Raw genomic sequence first — 20,041 nt, forward strand, 5'->3', positions numbered from 1 at the left:
AGTATACTAAATTCGTGTAAATATAACTAAACCACCCGATGCCTCTTAAAGTTCTCAGCCTGCTCAAATATCTCTTTGTAGACCTCTTTGGAATCTACAGGTGGATAGCCCCATTCATCGAGCAATACCATCAAATCAAACTGTAGCTCAGCTTTGATGTCATCACGCTTGTTCCAGTCAGTGTATTTAGCCTTCTCATCGATGAGCTTTTTCACTTCTTTAGACAGCTCAATCAGCTTGTCCTCTGGATAAGTGAAATCGTACTTATGCGCCAATGATAGCAGAATGTCATAAAACGCTTTTTCTTCAAAGTCGATACCCATCTCACCAAACGACGCCATCTCAACCCGTAGCTCGTTATATAGCTTGATGATCTCATCGGAGAAATCACCAATGACCTCAGCGCGCAGTATGTCTTGCTCGTCACGGTCATTATACTTCTCGACCAAAGCATTCATCTTCTTACTAAAATCAACGCCCTTCACCTTATTGGTCTTTTTAAGCTCACCAATGGCTTTTGCGAGCAGCTGTTGTAGTAGCTCTAGCTTGGTACTTGGCTGCTTGATTACTTCAAGCTTGGCTAAGTAGTCTTCATCGAAGATATCAATCTCACCGTCGGTATTATCGCCGAGCTTAAAGATCTCTTCTACGCCATCACTCATCAGCGCATCTTTCACTAGATCACGTACCTTTTGGTTCATCTGTTCAACGTCAGGTGCGCCGCCAGTGGTTATTTTAAAGATGATGGTACGAATGGCTAGGTAGTAATGAATCTTGTCTTTGTGAGTCTTGGTGAGTGCTTCACTACCTACGCAAATATCATAGGCAGACTTAAGACGTTTAGCTAAATCCATAAAGCGCTTTTCTAGCTTTTTAGATTGTAGCGCAAAGTCAGCTGCTGCATTTAAGCAATTGAGCTGCTCTAATGGCGTGCCGTTAAAGTAAAGGCTAGAGTCAAACTTATGATAGACGGTATCCAGTAGGTTTAAATGGTCTTTGACCACCACGACTGACTTTTGGATATCGTCTAGGTTTTGAACCTGACCACCAGTGTAATGCGAGAGCGCTAGATTCATCTGCTTTTTGATGCCGATGTAATCAACGACTAAGCCGCTTTCCTTGCCTTCAAATTTACGATTGACCCGTGATATGGTCTGAATCAAGCTATGCTTTTGTAGGGGTTTATCAATGTAGATGGTATCAAGAAAGGGTACATCAAAGCCTGTAAGCCACATATCAACAACGATGGCGATCTTAAAGTTAGATTTGCCGTTTTTAAACTGACGGTCGAGCTCTTTACGATAGTCTTTATTACCGAGATTGTCCCACATGCCTTTTGCGTCGTCTTTGTTACGAGTCATGATCATTTTGACGCGCTCCATGGGCATGACATTTTTCTTATCACTCTCTGATAAGGTTGAGCCTTCCTCACACGCTCTTACTTCATTCCATTCAGGACGCAGGTCAATGATGTCTTTATAGAGCTGATAAGCAGCTTCACGGCTGCTACAGACAAACATCGCCTTACCTTTTTGCGTCGTGCCCTCTTCTACTCGCGCCTCATAATGCTGAACAAAGTCTTCAGCAATGGCTCTGATGCGGTCAGGATCACCAAGAATGGTGGACATACTCGCCATGGCTTTCTTGCTTTTCTCTATCTGGTACTCATTGGTGCCAGCGTCCGCACTTTCTTTATAGTATTTTTCGACTTCATCAAGCTGCTTGCTATCGAGTAGCACTTTGGCCGCACGGCCTTCATAGACGATACGTACCGTGATTTCATCGAATACCGACTCAACCATGGTATAGCTATCAATGACTGGGCCGAAGACATCAAGGGTGGCATCAATCGGCGTACCTGTGAAGCCAACGTAAGTGGCATTGGGCAATGAATCATGCAGGTACTTAGCGAAGCCGTAGCTCTTCTTGACACCGTCTTCAGTGACGGTAATCTTCTGCTGAAGATTAATCTGGCTACGGTGTGCTTCATCTGAGATACAAATGACGTTGGTACGCTCAGTCAGCAACGCTAAATCTTCAGTGAACTTATGGACGGTGGTCAAAAACACACCGCCACTTCTGCGACCTTTTAACTGTTCGCGTAGATGCGCTCGACTTTCCACACTGATGATATTCTCATCACCGATATAGGTCTTAGCATTGGTAAAGGTTTCAGACAGCTGACCGTCTAAATCAGTGCGATCAGTGATTAAAATAATGGTTGGACTGCCAAGCTCAACGTCGCGCATCAGCAGACGCGCTAGAAACAGCATGGTATAGCTCTTACCACAGCCAGTGGCGCCAAAGTACGTACCGCCCTTTCCATCTCGTAAAGCATCGCTCTCGTCAAACTTGCCGTTTGCATCAAGCACTTTCATATGACGTTTAATATTATCAAACAGTTTGGTGGCTGCATAATATTGCGGGTAACGACAAACGATTTTTTCTTCCTTGCTGGATTTGTCAGGCACATAGATAAAATTGCGGATGACATCGAGCAAACGCGCTTTATCAAATAATCCGCTCATCATGCTCAGTAAGGAATGGATGCCGTCTTTCTCTAATTTCTCATCGCCAGTGACTTTGCGCCAAGAGTAGTAGAACTCATACGGGGCAAAGAACGAGCCCATCTTTGAGTTGACCCCATCACTGATGACACATAGGGCATTGTATTTAAACAGCCCTGGAATATCGCGCTTATAACGGGTGGTTAGCTGGGTGTAGGCATCAAACATGGTGGCATCTTCACGAATGCTGCTCTTAAACTCAAACACTACCAGTGGTAAGCCGTTGATATAAAGAATGCCATCAGGAATACGCAGCTCAAAGCCTTGTATCTCCATTTGATTGACGATACGAAAGCGATTGTTATCGAGTGCTTCATAATCGATGAGCTGGATGTATAGGTCTTTTTGGGTATAGTCCTCACGCTTCAAGAAAAACCCGTCAGCGACAAACTTCATGATGGCTTTGTTGGTATCGTACAGATCAGATGCAGGAAGGTACTCAAGCTTATGAATGATGGACTCAATCTCATATTCTGTGATCAAGTCATCTTTATAACGGGTGGCTAGAAACTGTCGAAGATCAGGCTTAATCAGCACATCGTCAGGATTACGGTCGAGTGCTTCGCCAACCGTATGTGGATAGCCCTCAGATGCTAGTAGCTCGACAATGGCTTGTTCAAGTCTGTCTTCGGTGAATTTCAATGATGCATCCTTTCTTATCGTTTTCTATTATTTAGTTCAAAACCTGCTATGCAAGTCTAATATTAAGCCAAAGCTAAATTATTCATAAGCCTTTTTCACCGGATTGAACTTCACAATCTTGCTGTAATTGACACTATTGATACGGTCGTAATCCTCAGTAGGCTTTTCACCTTCATAGGTCAACATAATAGGATAGTACGTAGCGTTTTCAGGTAGCACTTTAAAAGCAACTTTATAATCATAATGTAAAGGTGAACCTTCCTCATAATGACCGCTATTTTCTGCACCAGCGTCACCTAATGTATATAAATTGATAAAGTTACTTTCAGGCAAATGCAGTACGTCCCACCAGCTACTTATCGTACCGAAAGACATATAGTTATTCATAAACACACTACCTATTAGGTTTTTTCCCAATGGCTGTAAGCCTTCTTGAATACTTGTTTGATTGAGACTCACTCTTCCCCAACCGCTAGAAAACTCTACATTTTCTGGCGTTTTGCTGACCATTTGAAATAGTCCATTATCTAGTTTTTTAAAGCTATACAGATCAGCTGTTGCCTGACATGCATGACAAGATACAAGCGAGCCATCTTTAACCTGAACTTTTTCGATGATAACCAAATAACGTGGCTCACCTGTTACATTCTCATAAGGTAGTACCGGATGCATTAAAGCGATCGTTCTCTCTCCATCGCTGTTAACGCTGTCTAAACCAATATTTGGCATCGACTCAACATACTCATCATTGACAGAAGCATAGCCCATACGACCACTATAAAACTCACGCATGACCTCTTTAAAGCTTAAGTCTTTGATTTTAACCTGAGACATTTGAGTAGCAGAGAAAGCAGGAGCGGCAGCCATTGCAGGAGTTACTGATAAAGCACCTAAACTAAGTGCCAAACTAAGTAAAAGCTTCTTCATCTTAAACTCCATTAATGATTATATTTTTGAGATAAACGTTTATTGTCAAAAACTATATAGCTTCATCCACAAACGCAGCAGCATCTGGGATGCGTAATTCACCTGACATTAACTTAGGTAAAAGAGTGTCGCGAGTTTCCGCTAACTTCCTATTCAATTGGTCATTAAGAAAGGTCTTCTCAAAAAAGCTAACTGCCTTTACGTCAAAGATGTCATGTACGCTTTTACTTGGAACCAGAATATTTGTCGCTTTTATCTCAGCAGTGGACAAATTCACTTGAACACCACTATTTGCCCTACTTCTTAATTCACTTATAGTAGTATCAAGGTTTGAATAAATATAAATATATGGATAATTCAAAGTAGCGTCTTCTTTAACACTCAACCTTCCAACTCGCTGATTAACCAAAAACTTATCATCTTCTGGCATTAAAGCAGTATGTCCCAAAAGAGCCATACTTGACTTCATATCGGTCATAGCCATAAGTAAATCTCCCTTTTTTAGAAGATATCTCTCTAAGTCCTTAGCAGATTCAATAGGAAAATACGACTTAGTACCATCGTAATTAAAACCGCCACCCCGCTTAATATGCCCCATCTTAAATACATAAAAAGCATCTTCAGGGGCTGCCGTTAACTCCTTACTTTTAAAAGCATAACCATTTGAAAAATCACTTTCCTGTCCTAACGTGCTTATCTTCCACCCCTTCGGAATCCATCCCATCTCTTCCGTAAACTCAAACTCATCAGGGAATAATGCCTGAATATCTGAATTGTCTTTTTTCTCAATGCCTTTACGTTGCTCAGCACGTTCGATAAATTCATCAGGAATGGCATTACCAGCTGCGAGCGCATTATCAATCACGGGATCAAAGTCAACAAACCAGCTTTTAAACAACGCCTGCGCCATCGCTTCTAGCGTTTCGTTCATTTGGCGGTTTAGCTCGATTTTGTCGTCTAATGAGCCAAGGATATGGGCAATGGATTTTTGTTCTGGAAGTGGTGGTAGCTTAATCTTTAAGTCATTAAGAACTGGCACAGTCAAACTTGGCACAGCAGAACCTACATTAAGAGATACAAAATCCGTTAGTCTTAATTGATAAAAAAGGAACTTTGGAAACACGTTTTCAAGATTTATCTTTGTCCAAAATAAAGTATCAACTGTCCAAAATGGTTGGTCTACATAGTAAATATTATTTAATGAGCCTTTTCTTGGTATTAAAATTGACTCTTTCTCGTATATGGAGTTTTCCACATAGCGCATTAGTCCACCAGAACCAAAACAAGGAATGTCACCGTCGTTAAGTTTTTTATGGTCTTTGCCATACTTAATTTCCAATACATCCCCTAGTTTTGCAACTATCCAATCACTCGCCATAACCCAACACCTCCAAGTTCTGACGGATGGTCGCGTCTAGCTTTTGCGACTCTTGCATCTGCGCATATAACGTTTGGCTTAGCTCTAACATTTTAGTCTCAAACGGTATGCCATCATCCTCAATCGCTGCTGCACCTACATAACGCCCCGGAGTCAGTACATAATCATTAGCTTCGATATCCGCTAGGCTTGCTGATTTACAGTAGCCTGCCTCATCTGCATAGGCTTCATAACCACCTGCTTCTTTCTCACCGCGCCATGCATGATACGTCTTGGCAATCGCTTCGATATCATCAGTAGAGAACTCTTTATGAGTACGGTCAATCATCGCCCCGATATTACGCGCATCGATGAATAGCGTCTCACCGCTACGATTGCGAAGTCCACGTGCTTTGCTATCAGCGGATTTAGCAGGTTTGTCTTTACTGATAAACCATAAGCACACCGGAATTTGAGTGGTATAAAACAGCTGACCCGGCAGCGCAATCATACAATCGACCAGATCGTTTTTGATGATTTGCTCGCGTATATCACCTTCACCGCTAGTAGTGGTAGACATCGAACCATTGGCCAATACGAAACCTGCTGTACCGTGCTCAGAGAGCTTGGATATCATATGCAATATCCATGCATAGTTGGCATTGCCCGTAGGTGGTGTTGGATAGCCTGCCCAACGTGGATCATCAACCAGCTCATCAGGCGCGCGCCAATCCTTTTGGTTAAAAGGTGGGTTTGCCATAATGAAGTCGGCTTTTAGGTCTTCGTGCTGATCTTTAAAGAAGGTATCGGCAGCCACATCGCCCAAGTTGCTAGAGATACCACGAATGGCAAGGTTCATCTTGGCGAGCTTGTAGGTCGTGCTGGTGTACTCTTGCCCATAGATAGACACGTCTTTGGTATTGCCGTGGTGACTCTCGATGAACTTGATGGACTGGACGAACATACCGCCTGAACCGCAGCACGGATCATAGATTTTGCCTTGATACGGCTCAACCATTTCTGCAATCAGATTGACCACCGATTTAGGCGTATAGAACTCACCGCCACCCTTGCCTTCAGTCGCGGCAAACTTACCTAAAAAATACTCATACACGCGCCCTACGGTGTCTTCTTCTGGATTGCCGATGGTATCGATGTTATTGACCACATCAATCAAGGCAGCAAGCTTACTGGCTGTTAAGCCAAGACGCGAGAAGTAGTTGTCAGGCAATGCACCTTTGAGGGATTGATTGGTCTTTTCAATGGTACTGAGCGCCGTATCGATTTTAAGCGCGATGTCTTCTTGCTTAGCATTCTGCTGGATAAAACTCCAACGACTCTCCTCCGGTAAATAGAATACGTTGTCTTTGGTATAGGCTTGCACCATGTCGATATGCTTTTCATAGCCCGTATCAATAAGCTTTTGGCGCTGCTGCTCAAAAGTATCACTGATGAATTTTAAGAAAATCAGGCTAAGGACGATATGCTTATATTCTGAGGATTCAACACTACCTCGTAGCTTGTTGGCAGCATCCCAAAGGGCTTCTTCAAAGCGACCGTCTTTTATAGTGTCGTTCTTATTTGCAGGTGTTTTAGCCATGTTTTTTTGTTCTCTATGTTCTGAGGGGCAGTATTAGTTAAAGTTTGAATTCAGTTAGCCAGTTGTTTTAATAGGTATTTATAAAGCTAACCTGTAGAAATATCGGACTAAAACAAATCTAACCTGTAAGAAGTACAATCTTTCTACAGGTTAGGCAGTAAAAGATAGTTTCTAAATAGCGCATAGATAGCGCAACTACGTATAGATTAACAGTAACAAATCAAGGGTAACAATACTCGTTATTAGTCTGTCACTATGAAAAATTCTGGCTGAATGGGAGTTGTCAAAAATCAGCCCTAAAATCCGATAATATGTATAGTTTTTTGAGTTTTTTATACATATCCTTTTTATAGGCATAAAAAATCGGATTTTTTATGCCTATCGCTCAACCAACTTTTCTTCAATCATTTCAGTTAATAGCTCAGTCACTGTCTTTCGGTTATCAAGCGCAAACTTTTTGAATGCAATATACTTATCTTTGTCAATGTTAAAGTTTACTCGTGCCGTTTTTTGAGGACTATCGGTCACGTCTGACAAAGATAACTCATCTTTTACCTTCTTGCTGGGACGACCTGCTGCTAAGCTCATCATTTACTCCTTATCAAAGAATGTTTTAATTTCATTAACCAATGCTGTCATTTCTTGTACCGCATTACTATTCACTGACTCAGTATCAAACACGGTCTTGCCTAATGCTGCGCTATTTGGATAACTTACACGTTGCATAATTCTACTATCTAACACAGGTAGACCGTACTCTAGTAAAACTGAAGCCACATCCTTACCAATATTAGTATTCTGAATTGCCCTAGACACTACAAAGGCTGCTTTTAGTTTACCGTCAGTCATCTCTATACGCTGCTTTACTAAGTCTACTAAATCGCTAGTCGCCCAGACATCGTATGGGCTAGGCTGTACAGGAATTAATACAAAATCAGCCGCCTTAATTGCAGATAAAGCCAAACTAGTTGCTTGTGGTGAACCATCAATCACCACATACTCTTTATCAGAGACGTTTTTTAGATCTTTATCAAGCGTAGGTCTATCGAGACCTATCACTGGTACTGGATTATCTTCATCTACAGCTCGCCAATCCCGTGCACTGCCCTGCTGATCACTATCTACTAGCAATACACTATGTCCTTGCAGCTGCAAGCCACGAGCTAATTGAGTGGCAATAGTTGTCTTGCCACTGCCTCCTTTTTGATTCAACACAGCAATGACTTTCATAGAGCAATCCTAAGTTTGAGTATTTGAGTATTTGAGTATTTGAGTATTTGAGTATTTGAGTATTTGAGTATTATTAAGACTTTACTCAATAGTTAGATGAATAGCAACATTTTTAAAAAATAACTATATCTTTGATATCGACTGAATTTCTATGTGAATAATATTCATAAAAATGCATAAATTTATCAAAGACTGAGATGCCCCAGTAAACTGACTGCTAACATATAAAGTGTAGCTATCAAGTATCAATATGAGCTACTAAAAGCAATACTTTAGCCGCTCATATTCGTTATAATCCGCTCACCAATCAAAAACCACTAATATGAATGAGGGAACCACTATGGTGAAGTGTCACTTATCGACCATCATGGGTGAAAGACGCCTTAAAATTGCCGATATCTCAAGAGATACTGGCATCAATCGTGGCACCATTACTCGCATGTATCATGAAGAAGCCACCCGCGTTGATCTAGATGTCATCGAGTCTTTATGTACTTATCTTAGAATCAATGTTGGTGATTTATACGAAATCATAAATGAGGACAGCAGTGAGTCACCAGCATAAATAACGTTGTCATGAGCTGTGATTGTCTTTAAACGAATAAAAAGACCTACAGAAGGTTATTTTCTCTTGCAATAGATTAAAATATAGGTATAATTTGACCTGTAGTAAGTCATTTTATTTATTATATGCATATAATGGTCTATAGGAGAATACCAATGAATAACAATCTATCTCGGCTCAATAGCTGCACATGGTTTAGTGAACAGACTAAAACGTTAGCCTCTCAGCTGTTATTAAGCTTACAAATACAGCAAGGCTTACAGCTGGCAACCCTACTTGGTGTTGACCCCATTCTTTATAATGATGAAGCGGTTTATGTCTGGGTGCAACGACAGCTAGATGACGGTCTTATCGTTGACGATCATGCGTTAAGCACCCTTGAAACTGCTTTTATAGAGTTGGTCACAGCTCACACTGACCAAGCAGCGTAATGGCTTTAGCTTATATTTACAGACTTCTTGTTTAACAAGAAACAATAATCCTTAAAGCCAGATAAAGTGTCATTATCTGGCTTCTTGATATAGACAAAGATAACGACAATCAAACAAGCTTTTTTCAGTCTTATATGTCTCAGAAGACGCACTTTTGGGCAATATGGCTTACTGTTACCATATGCCTTTACTCAGTCGGCTCTGCACGCGGCACCCCAGCTATTTTATAATAAACAAAGCCTCTCTCATCTCTCAAAACACTTTTGCTGTCTGCTCTAACGCACCAGCTGATTGCATCAGGCTGCGCTTCATTAACATCACAAGCCAAAATAATCTGCTGACTTTGAGCGTTATCAAATGCCTGCTTCCACCCCGTTTCAAGCTCATCGATGCCGCGCTGTAGCTCTGCTTGCTGGTATCTCATCTCTGCAATCTCATCAAAGCTTGGCACATACCAAAATACCAGGGCCACCAAACTTATTATCACAGCCATCGTACCCGCTGCGACAACGGCTGCAATCCTTTTAATACTCATAGTCTCAATGGACTTATGAATTTTGTCCAAGTCTTTACTAGCTCTACCCTCAACCTGCTCAATCCGCGTTTTGGTGGTGGTCTCAAAGGTCTCAATATCTTCAATAATCTGCTTATGACCAGCTTGGTACTGATTGGTGAATAGGGCTAGATTGTCAGCGCTTGCGCCAAGCTTGTCAGCCACCGCTTGCATGGTACTCACTTGTACCTCTATGCTGTCGTTTTTAGCAGTAACGACCGACTCTACAGCCGTATCAATCTGCTGTTTCATATCGGTGATGATGCCTGCTATTTTGTCATCATAACGACGCGGCATCTCATTGTCAGTAAAAGCAGTCACTGCCGCTTGTAGCTGCTTTAACACGAGTTCTTGATACTGACTCAATGCCTGCGAAGTCGTGCTTGCGCTACTACCTAATTCTTCAATGGCAGAAGACACCTCATTCACCTTGCTATCAATACCGCTAAGCGAACGCTCAAGCCGCCTCGCTACCGCATCATCGGCTCGCTTAATCAGCTCACGCAAGGCCCCAATGACCGGAGTCAATGAAGTCACTAGGTTAACAAGTTGATCGTGTATGTCTTGCTCAGTGCGGTCATTTTTATTCATAGTAAGTACTCATTATTGTAATCATCACAACTAAAATGGGCGTGGTGACGAGTAATGGCGCGCTTTTTCTTGAATAGCATTGTCTATATCCAGCACTTGTGCGGCCAAGATTTGCGCTAAATTTTGCGTGCCCACGCGGATGTCAGGAACCTGCTCAAAACGCTCATTAAGCGCGTTTATAGTATCAATTTTATGACGGTCGCTAGGAAGCGTGCCGAGCGCTTGTAATAGTGTCTGTACCGACGTATCTCTGTCTATCATCACCCGTTCTGCATCCGTGTCTCGCAAACGCTTTTGCAACGCGGTGACGTTATCAGTATGCTGAAGCGTTTTTAAAACGAGGGCCTCAGCAGCTAACTTTTCAGCCGCCTCTATCACAGTGGCAGTAGTATCAATCGCTTTAAAGTCGATCTTATCAATACGGTATTTAACCCGTACCAGCATATTATCAAACCTGCTCTGATACGCCTTGACTTCTGCCTGTCGGGTACGCGCAAGGGCAGTAGCATCTTGCTCTTTTTGTTGTTTTTCTTGCCGCCGCTTCTCTGCTTCCTCTCGCTCACGCCTAGCTTTGTTCTCAGTTTCGGCTTGCTCACGCGCTTTGTTGAGCTGGTATTGGAGCGCCATGGTACGAGTACGCCAGTCATCAAGCCGATCTGCGTTCAATTGAGTGGTCTTGGTACGGGTAATCTCATCGTATAAGTTATCATCTTGCACAATCACCGCTTCACTTTGATCAAGAAGGGCAATACGCTGCTCATAAAACGGCGATAGGCGCTGATAGGTTTTTTGACTGGTATTGATTTGCAGCTTTAATTGTTTGATGTCTTCATTATTGGCGGTTTTAAATGTCTTTACATCAGATGCAAGCATCTGCAAACGTGCCTCAGCGGTATCATCTATCTCTACCGCTTTAAGAGCACGCAGCGCCTCACGCTCTTGCTCAAGCGCTTTAAAACGCTCAACATCAAGATCTGCCAGTGCCGCGAACTTATGATAGGTGTCAAGGTTGCTCGTTACCTCGATCGCCTGCAAATCCTCAAACGCCTCGCGCCAGTGCTGCTGCAGCTCAGTTTTTTCAACATCAATCTCATCAAGCGATTTAAAGTCAGTAGCCAGCTTATTCAGCGTTGCGGCAAACGGTTTTAGGGTGGCCTTAAGCGCCTTATGATCATCAATAACTCGATTGTTAAGGGGAATAAGCTCTTTTAAAACCGTTTTATTGTTCAGCATCGTTTTATCAATCTGTGACAGCTGCTCTTCAAGGCGGCTAACAGCGCGGCCTGTTTGTAGGGTGTCATCTTGTCTAAATTGATCAACCAACACTAAAGCCGTTTTCAGTGCCTCACTTTGCTCTGTCGTATGTATTTTCTGGGCAAGCTCAATCATTTTTTGGCGGGGCTCGCTAAAATCCTGTCCCACCTCCTCGGTGAACCGCTGGGTACTCTTAATGTTTTTATCAATGGTAATAATCTGTTTAGACTGGTGCGCTAACTCTTCATGCAGCGCATCAATGGTTGAAAATAAGGCGCTGCGTACCATCTTTTTTTGACTCACAAAGTTGGCTGAGATTGCTAAAAGCTCATCAAGTGCGTGATCATTGGCCGCATCACTATGCGTCTGACTCTTATTTTTAGGAATAGCGGGTTCAAGTTCAGCGGCAGGATCTACAAAGCGGATATTACTGAGCTCAATTCGCGCAAAGGGTTTACGCTTTTTATAATGTATTGTGACGCCGTTAACCTCTTGTTCATTGCTTTCTAGGTCAATACGTCCCTTGTCGTCATACTCAATTACCAGACCATTTTTTTCAATGTAAGCATTGATCTCATCAATCGTCTCGTTGTACTCATGAATCACTGAACGATTGCCTTTGAGAATATCCTTATATAGTGACTTACCCAGTTTCATTTTTGGTAAACGACTGATGCCCAGCTCACGGTAGGATTTCTCACTAATGGTTTTATTCTCAGGCAGTAGCTCATTGGCCATATCCGCCCAAAGGGTGCGTTGATATTTAAGTTCATCGCCGCGCCCGTTTAACCCCTTAGATAACCGCTCCTCCGTTGACCACTGCAACCAATTCTTGCGTGCTGATAAAGCATAACCCTTAACATCCGCTACTATCTCACGGCTTGAGAGTAAAATATGGGCATGAAAGTTACGACTGGTCAGCTCAACCACTTCAACCTCCCCCACATGTTTCTCGTGACTGTGGGGCCGATGAATGGCCACATCGACAAGCACGTTATAGCGATCAGATAAGGTTTGAGCGTAGCACTCGGCCAGAACTATACGCTGATCAGCGGTGATTCCATCAGGAAACATCACATCAATCTCAGTACCCAATTGCGCGTTTTTACGAGTCTCAATGCGTTCGATATCATTCCAAAAACCCTCACGTGTCACTGCTAGATCCCCAGCAAGAGTTGGCGTTAACAACGCCGTATGCACCACATTTTTCTCAATAACTTGCGTGTATTTAGTGCCATCACTGTCCACTAAGTTTAAGATTTTGTCTTTAGCTTTACTGGTATAATCGTGGACGACTCCTGACTGCTCATCAACCAGTTTTGAGCCAGAATTATAAGCCGACTTTGCCACCACACTATGATTTTTCGCCTTACTAACGGCGCTAACCGACAGATGAAACCCTTTATTATTCATAGCAAAAAAACCCAATATTGAGAGATGATTTTTTGGGGGTTGTAGGGGGTTCGCCCCCTGCCGAACTTAGGAGTTTATGTAAAAAAATAGCGCCCCTTGTGGGCATTTTTTACATAAACTCCTAAGTTCGCTCTTAACAGAGGGTTAAAATACTACTGCGCCCACGAAACGATGTGGTCTTGTGTATTTTACTACCTTGCATACCTGTGTATGTACTGCTAGGATCAACTCTATCATAGTTGGCTAAAAAAAAGATGAAGTAATGTCAGTAATATCAGATGATCTATTTGCAAATAAGATTAAGCAATTACAGGCTCTTAAAAAAGAGATTGATCAGGACAGGCTTGAAGCACATAAAATATTGGGGGAGTGGTTGGCCAACGCATTAGACGATGATGATAATCATGAACTGCAAGCTATTTTTTTAGACGCACACGATAATGAAAAGTATGTCCGTTTGAAAAAGCACCGTGAGTTTTTAAAGTCAATTGCTCATAAGATGCAAGGTGAGGCTAAGGTAACACTAAGCAACTTTACACCACCTAAAGACAGTCAGAATAGTAAGCACGGTTCATTGTTTGAGGATGATTCATTGGAGCAGTAGTAGCTAGGAATTGGATTATTAGCAGTACAGATGAATCGTCTGCTAATCAGCGAAAAGTTAGGAGGTTATTATTGGCCGTTTTAAGCGTTTTAAAATAGCTTTAGCTACCATCGTATCGAACAGAGCGTAGAACGCATATAAGAGTATTTTTTATGCGTTTTAGCAATGCTTTAAGATGTGTTTACAGATGTGTCGATAATGACTATTGAAAATGAAGACAAGTTATCTACAAAAAATGAGACTGATACTGAGAGTATGAAAACAGCGTTGGCCAGAATGACAGATGAAGACATTCAAAATATCTTTGACCGTGCTTTTGAAGATTTTCAAAGATCAAAGCTTAATCCGAACTATGAGAATAAAGATTGATACCGAGTAAATTGACCATAGCGTTTTGAGCTACTGAACAGTTCTATAAGTGATTGGTCGCTCATATTATCATCTCAAATCCGTCAGTTCTTGAGCTTTTTTCCTATTATTTAATATAAAAACATATTTTTTACTTTTAAAGATTTTTAAAGACTTTTAGGAAGCTCTCAGACCTTACCAGTTAAGGGCTTCAAGATCTATAAAGCTACAATCAGCTAGGTTAATGCTACAATCAGCTAGGTTAATGCTACAATCAGCTAGGTTAAAAGCTACAATCAGCAGGTATTATGCTACAATTAGATAGATTTGAGTATTAAGGCGTAGATATGACTAACCAAGTTGGTTTATATGAGAAGAAATACCCTGCAAATTGGGTTGTTATGCAAAATCGTATTCTACAAGCGTTTTATGAAATGACACTTGATGAAAAACGGTTGCTGTTGCTTGCTAGTTCAGTAGTGCGTTTGATAGATGCCACTGAAAAAGACACTATAGAGATAACCGCGAAAGCATTTGCAGAGGCTTGCAACATTCAAGTGGATTCTGCTTATACTCAATTAAAAGATGCTAGTGAAACGATGATGAGGCGATTTTTTAGCTATAGAAATGAACGCGGTAGCCGTGTCAATGTACAGTGGGTCATCAGATCAATATATGAAGATGGCTATGTGTCTCTATGTTTTACAGATGAAGTGCTACTGATGTTGAAGGTTTTTAATGAAAATAATCCATTCACTAAATATAAAAAAGAAGATGTACTTAAACTGAAGGGTGAATATTCAATAGATATATACCATCTGGCCAAAAAACATGAGGCAATGAGCTCGTGGACAATGTCACTTGAAGAAATTAGAGAGGAGCTAGCTCTTTCTAAATCTTACGAACGTATTAACAACCTAAAAAGTCGAGTCATCAACCCAAGCGTTGAAGAAATAACAGAAAAGTCAGATATTAAAATCACCTATGAAAACGTCAAACGTGGTCGTACCGTCACAGGACTAAAATTTAATGTAAAAGCTAAGCCCACCAAGAAAAAAAGTCTGGAGGACTTAAATCAGAATAATGAGAATAGAGATATACCATCCTTAACAGTCAAACAGATCGACCGTTTTGCGCCTCTATTGGCTAACTATGCCCCATTTGGTAGCTATGCGCCTTCAGGAAAAAGTACCCAAGAAGTGATCAGCTGGTTACACACTCAATTAAGAGATGAAGCTTTTTTAAAGACCCATAAAAAGCATTTGCTGGCGGTAGGTTATACGTTCCCTAAGCAAAAATCATAGCAAAGAAAAAAGAGTGATTAATCTGGTACTGTCTATACAAATGGTTTATATTATATGTACACAGATAAGCCATTTGTAATGCCATGACGACAACTAATTATAATATCAGGCTCGATCAAGAGCTAAAAGAAAATGCTTTTGCCGTGTTTGAAAGCTATGGTCTAACGCCGTCTCAAGCGATTAAATTGTTCTTGACCCAAGTGGCGCAAACCAATCAAGTACCGCTATCTTTTGAATACCAGAAAGTAACAGCTGTCAGTCAAGATGAATTGCTAATCTATAAAGAGCATACTGACAGAGAGAACAGATAAGTATTAGATTTGAATGGGATGAACAAAAAAAACACCAATCAGCGTAAGCACCGTTTATTATTTGAGGCAGCCGCCCGAGTTTTTCTAGACCTTTTATGCCTGCGTCAGCAAGACAGGTATGAAAATGATGAAAAGCAGTGGCAAGCGCTGGGTACAGTAGACGGTACCGCCGTCCTATTGGTAGCCCATACGCAAACAGAAATAGATAATGGTGAGGTTATACGCATTATCTCAGCTAGACGTGTCAAAAAAATGAAAGGGAGCCAGTGTGAACAAAGTTAGTTATCAAATAGACGAGCTACCACCACTAACGGCCAAGCAACAAGTAGATTTAGAGCATTTAGCAACGCTTAATGATGACGACATTGATCTATCAGACATTCCAGAAGTCACCGACTGGTCAGGTGTTAGCCGTGGCAGTATTAAACCATAAGCGTTCTTTACTGAGGCCAGTATCATTGCCAAATTTAAGGATAAAACCAAGCAAACAGGCGCTAATCATTAATAAATGATAGTAATGCGCTAGAAGAGTACTTAACTGATCGTTAGCCCTAATCTAATGATTGTGACCTCAAGATTACTTGAGGTTTTTTTAAGCCTTATATTGTAGTATGTTGTATATTGTATTATACTATATAAAAAATACTACAAACGCTACATATTTACTCATACAAAATTAAGGACAATAATTATGGCCATTACTACACAGCAAATTCATGCTATTGCTGATCAACTGCACGAACAAGGTATCAAACCTACTTTAGCCGAAGTGCGTAAGGCGCTGGGTGGTGGATCATTCACGACCATCAGTGAAGCTATGAAGTCTTGGCGTCAGGATAACCAACAAGAAGAGCAGCTAAGACAGGTTGAGCTACCAAGTGGTATCACTGAACGCTTACAAACGCTTGGTGCGGATATGTGGCAGACGGCCATTGATATTGCCAATGATCGTCTGGTTAAAGAACGGGAGGCTCTAGAGAGTATTAAGGCCAAGTCGCAAGCTGAGACAGATGAGGCTCAAGAAGCGGTTAAGACCCTAGAGAGTGAGCAGGCTGATTTGTTAGAACAGCTCGATGAGGTCACAGCAACTGCAGAGGCAACGGCTATCACCGCGGCTCAAGTGACTGCTGAACGGGATGTGCTGACACAGACACTCAGCGATACTCAGCACCAGCTAGAACTTGAACGAGCTAAAACAGTGGCAGCTCAGGCCCAACTTGGTGACCTGCGTAGCAGTTTTGATCAGCAATCAAAAGAGCTGAGTGCCAACATATCGAAGGTGGCCACGCTTGAAGCCACTGCTAATAGCGATAAAGCAGAGATCGCGCGTCTGCAAACAGAACTGACAGCAACTAAGGATGAGCTAAAGACAGTCGTTATTGAGCGCAACGAGATAACGAATCTTACAGCAGAAGTGAAAGGAGAGTTAAAGGCCATAATCGCTGAACGTGATAAGTTATCAGGGATTAATGAGCAGCTTACTCAAAAGCAAGCTAAGATTGAAGCAGATCATCAGCTACTGATTAAGCAACACGACACGTTAAATCATGAGAGAACTTTGCTTAGTACTGAGCACACTGCATTGAGTGAGCAGTATGATGAGCTTTCAATTAACTATCAATCAGAACAGGAAAAGAGTAGCTCATTGACTGCAGAGATTGAAAAGATGCGAGAGACAATTAACAATAAATAAGTCAATCCCGTTCTATTCACACTAAGCTTATGAATCCACCATGACAATATCGACTCACTGAATAAATGATGGTTGTATAATAAATATTCTAAATTTTTCTCTGAACTCTCATAGTATATAGCCTAGTGGGCTATATACTACTTAAATTAGCCTAAGTGAATTTATGCTGATTTTGGAGCCTTGAGCAGATTTCAAGGAACACTCACCCTAAAGCAATTATGAGTATAATAAAAATACTCACAAACACTTTAGTGCATTCCTTGAATTTGATGTGATTAGTCATGCCGACTTCATCGCCCATCGCGTCATCAAGACCGTATCACTGTATCAAGCTACGGCTGTTATGATTACGGCTGATAGCACCGCCTAGACACGCTCATAACCGCTACTGTGCTGTCATACGCTAGCAAGGGCGTTCGCCCAATATACCGCTACGATATGCACAAGTAACCACTCATTGCGTTGCTCTGATCCTTTGTCTAGTCACCCCTGTAGGGAGCTCACCCTTATGTCAAACGCAGTCGTCACCGAGGCCTGCCACCCATTTGACGGGTAACGGGTACAGAGAGAGCAGCACGAAAATGTAACGAGCGAACAAGCAGTTTTTAAAATGTATAGCAAATAGAGTTGATATGAAAGCAGATTTTGGATAAAATGCACCTATACGGGCATTTAATGCTGTTCAAATAACGCAGTCTGTGTGCTTATTTGTTCGTTACAGGGTGCGTCAACACACTGTAACCGTTATCTACATTTAAAACTAAATGCCTCTGGGAGTCAACTCCCAGAGGCATTTTTTTATTTGTCATACAGATTAGGTTTTTAATATCTGATTCTTCGTTAGATTGCTTAGGCTTTTCTTGTCGTCATTTAGCGTAAGCATTTCAATTATTTTGAAGTTAGCACTTAGTACATCCTCACAAGACGTTAAGTTTCTGACAATACTGGGATAGTTTACTATGAAGACCGGCTTAGTCGTCAGATGCAAGGTTTTACACGCGCTGTTAAGAAGCGGTAAATCATCTTTCTGAGAGAATACGATAATGAAAAGACAAACCTACACTCCTGAGATTAAAGAACGCGCCGTTCGTATGCTGATTGAAGCATTAAACGATTACACCTTTATGTGGTCATGTCATAAAAAGCACACTAATGAAACTATACTAACCAACATTCAAGACTAAGCTACACATACTAAAGAGCTTGAACATGAGAACAAGAAGCTTACGTAAGCCAGTTAGATTACAGTAAAATCCGCTTTTTTCGCCCAAGGAGAGATAGGACACACAATCAAGTTGTGGCTCAGTTTATTGATAAAAATAAGTGGGTCTACGGTATTAGAGCAATATTGACTGTGCAATATAGAAAATATGCAATAAACTTATTTTCTACCTTTAATAAAATGCAGCAACCTAAACAAGGGTAAATTATGAGTAATTCAGATAACCACAGTCATCAAGCTCCAGACCCTAAAAATATGAATAAAGCTTTTTATATTGGGATTGGTCTAAATTCTGCATTTACGCTCATCGAGTTTATAGTGGGCTACTCAACTAATTCATTAGCTTTAATCGCAGACGCTAGCCACAACTTAAGTGATGTTGCCAGTTTAATAATCTCGTTAATTGGAATGAAATTAGCACAGAAAGCATCTACTACGCTTTATACCTATGGCTACAAAAAAGCTTCTATAATGGCGTCTCTTATTAACGCCATATTGTTAGTTACAATCGTTATAGGTATTGCGTATGAGGCCTTGGGTCGATTTGATACGATACCGGAAGTTGCAGGAAAAGTTATTATTATTACAGCTCTAATAGGTGTATTTATAAATACTGTTTCTGCTTTTGCATTCTACAAAGGTCAAAAAGACGATATTAATGTCAAAGGTGCTTTCTTGCATCTAATGGTAGATGCATTGGTCTCTGTAGGTGTCGTTATCTCGGGCATTATTATTTACTATACAAGTTGGAATATCGTTGATCCTCTAGTTAGCTTGATTATTTCAGTCGTTATACTGTTATCGACTTGGGGTCTACTAAAAGAGAGTATCAAGCTTGCTATCGACGGAGTACCTCAAAATGTTGATCTCAGTAAAATCACTGCTATCTTAGAGAGCTATAATTTTATTCAAAACTTTCATCATTTACATATCTGGGCTTTGAGTACCACTGAGAATGCTCTTACAGTTCATATTGTACCGAAGACCGATATAACGTTTGAAGAGACTATTACTATGAAAGAAAACATCAAGGAAGATTTGGCGCATCAGAATATACAACATGCAACTATTGAATTTGGTACTAAGGCAGATGACAATCAAAAATCGCGTGCATTAAATGAAAGTATCAACTAAAAGATGATAGACCGTATATAGCTATCTCTTTTTAAGTATGAGGCGCGTGCCTTATGTCAACATAATTTTTTCAATCAGTTCTTATGTGATCAATAGTTTAAAACTTTTATATTTACGTGCGTTAGGACGTTACCTAGAAAAAATAAAAAACTTACGCTGATTAAATTATTATGATTAAGTTTACTATTACCCTCGTCTTCTAAGTGTGGTTAGACCTTTGCCAAAATAGCTTATTAGTAATAACAGGGTTATTATTATCAAGATAGGATAATTTCCCATAAGCATAAAGGGCGTG

The 20,041-nt window shown here is 41.0% G+C and carries 18 protein-coding genes; 10 read left to right on the top strand and 8 right to left on the bottom strand.

Going from position 1 to position 20,041, the window contains the following annotated elements; genetic code table 11:
* Positions 1 to 26: 26 nt before the first annotated feature.
* The 6 genes from AC5JP1_RS13075 to parA all read right to left on the bottom strand — a co-directional run bounded on the left by AC5JP1_RS13075 (position 27) and on the right by parA (position 8,323).
* Complete coding sequence (locus AC5JP1_RS13075) at positions 27 to 3,209, bottom strand: type I restriction endonuclease subunit R (protein ID WP_493844500.1); 3,183 nt, start codon at positions 3,207 to 3,209, stop codon at positions 27 to 29.
* A gap of 78 nt (positions 3,210 to 3,287) precedes the next feature.
* Positions 3,288 to 4,136, bottom strand: a complete 849-nt coding sequence (locus tag AC5JP1_RS13080) for a hypothetical protein (RefSeq protein ID WP_493844501.1) — start codon at positions 4,134 to 4,136, stop codon at positions 3,288 to 3,290.
* 52 nt (positions 4,137 to 4,188) lie between these two features.
* Entirely contained in the window at positions 4,189 to 5,514 is a 1,326-nt protein-coding gene (locus tag AC5JP1_RS13085) for a restriction endonuclease subunit S (protein ID WP_493844502.1), read from the bottom strand.
* Entirely contained in the window at positions 5,504 to 7,093 is a 1,590-nt protein-coding gene (locus AC5JP1_RS13090; RefSeq protein ID WP_493844503.1) for a class I SAM-dependent DNA methyltransferase, read from the bottom strand. Before AC5JP1_RS13090 ends, AC5JP1_RS13085 begins: the two co-directional genes overlap by 11 nt.
* A gap of 378 nt (positions 7,094 to 7,471) precedes the next feature.
* Entirely contained in the window at positions 7,472 to 7,681 is a 210-nt protein-coding gene (locus tag AC5JP1_RS13095) for a hypothetical protein (protein ID WP_057758776.1), read from the bottom strand.
* Positions 7,682 to 7,684: 3 nt separating this feature from the next.
* A complete protein-coding gene (gene parA, locus AC5JP1_RS13100) occupies positions 7,685 to 8,323 on the bottom strand; it encodes a ParA family partition ATPase (RefSeq protein ID WP_057758778.1) in 639 nt (212 codons plus the stop codon).
* Positions 8,324 to 8,663: 340 nt separating this feature from the next.
* Here parA and AC5JP1_RS13105 point away from each other — a divergent pair, with 340 nt between their 5' ends.
* Entirely contained in the window at positions 8,664 to 8,888 is a 225-nt protein-coding gene (locus tag AC5JP1_RS13105; RefSeq protein ID WP_057758779.1) for a helix-turn-helix domain-containing protein, read from the top strand.
* A 155-nt stretch (positions 8,889 to 9,043) separates the two neighbouring features.
* Positions 9,044 to 9,319: a hypothetical protein gene (locus tag AC5JP1_RS13110; RefSeq protein ID WP_057758781.1), complete on the top strand. Its 276-nt coding sequence runs from the start codon at positions 9,044 to 9,046 to the stop codon at positions 9,317 to 9,319.
* A gap of 187 nt (positions 9,320 to 9,506) precedes the next feature.
* Here AC5JP1_RS13110 and AC5JP1_RS13115 read toward each other — a convergent pair whose 3' ends face one another.
* Both AC5JP1_RS13115 and AC5JP1_RS13120 read right to left on the bottom strand, forming a co-directional pair.
* Positions 9,507 to 10,463 carry a hypothetical protein gene (locus tag AC5JP1_RS13115; RefSeq protein ID WP_201569629.1) on the bottom strand — a complete coding sequence of 319 codons (957 nt, stop codon included), beginning with the start codon at positions 10,461 to 10,463 and terminating at the stop codon, positions 9,507 to 9,509.
* Between the two features lie 30 nt (positions 10,464 to 10,493).
* Complete coding sequence (locus tag AC5JP1_RS13120; protein ID WP_493844504.1) at positions 10,494 to 13,130, bottom strand: MobA/MobL family protein; 2,637 nt, start codon at positions 13,128 to 13,130, stop codon at positions 10,494 to 10,496.
* Positions 13,131 to 13,392: 262 nt separating this feature from the next.
* Here AC5JP1_RS13120 and AC5JP1_RS13125 point away from each other — a divergent pair, with 262 nt between their 5' ends.
* The 8 genes from AC5JP1_RS13125 to AC5JP1_RS13160 all read left to right on the top strand — a co-directional run bounded on the left by AC5JP1_RS13125 (position 13,393) and on the right by AC5JP1_RS13160 (position 19,746).
* Positions 13,393 to 13,734: a hypothetical protein gene (locus AC5JP1_RS13125; RefSeq protein WP_201555265.1), complete on the top strand. Its 342-nt coding sequence runs from the start codon at positions 13,393 to 13,395 to the stop codon at positions 13,732 to 13,734.
* A gap of 198 nt (positions 13,735 to 13,932) precedes the next feature.
* A complete protein-coding gene (locus AC5JP1_RS13130; protein WP_162799535.1) occupies positions 13,933 to 14,103 on the top strand; it encodes a hypothetical protein in 171 nt (56 codons plus the stop codon).
* Positions 14,104 to 14,429: 326 nt separating this feature from the next.
* Complete coding sequence (locus AC5JP1_RS13135; protein WP_493844505.1) at positions 14,430 to 15,386, top strand: replication initiation protein; 957 nt, start codon at positions 14,430 to 14,432, stop codon at positions 15,384 to 15,386.
* A gap of 83 nt (positions 15,387 to 15,469) precedes the next feature.
* Positions 15,470 to 15,697 carry a type II toxin-antitoxin system RelB/DinJ family antitoxin gene (locus AC5JP1_RS13140; RefSeq protein WP_114701935.1) on the top strand — a complete coding sequence of 76 codons (228 nt, stop codon included), beginning with the start codon at positions 15,470 to 15,472 and terminating at the stop codon, positions 15,695 to 15,697.
* A gap of 18 nt (positions 15,698 to 15,715) precedes the next feature.
* Entirely contained in the window at positions 15,716 to 15,979 is a 264-nt protein-coding gene (locus AC5JP1_RS13145) for a BrnT family toxin (protein WP_226949371.1), read from the top strand.
* Positions 15,966 to 16,130, top strand: a complete 165-nt coding sequence (locus tag AC5JP1_RS13150; RefSeq protein ID WP_156410068.1) for a hypothetical protein — start codon at positions 15,966 to 15,968, stop codon at positions 16,128 to 16,130. Before AC5JP1_RS13145 ends, AC5JP1_RS13150 begins: the two co-directional genes overlap by 14 nt.
* 258 nt (positions 16,131 to 16,388) lie before the next feature.
* On the top strand, positions 16,389 to 17,390 hold the full coding sequence (locus tag AC5JP1_RS13155) for a DNA-binding protein (RefSeq protein ID WP_114701934.1): 1,002 nt from the start codon (positions 16,389 to 16,391) through the stop codon (positions 17,388 to 17,390).
* Between the two features lie 1,429 nt (positions 17,391 to 18,819).
* On the top strand, positions 18,820 to 19,746 hold the full coding sequence (locus AC5JP1_RS13160) for a cation diffusion facilitator family transporter (RefSeq protein WP_114701933.1): 927 nt from the start codon (positions 18,820 to 18,822) through the stop codon (positions 19,744 to 19,746).
* Positions 19,747 to 20,041: the final 295 nt, after the last annotated feature.

The sequence above is a fragment of the Psychrobacter sp. H29 genome (assembly GCF_059073055.1).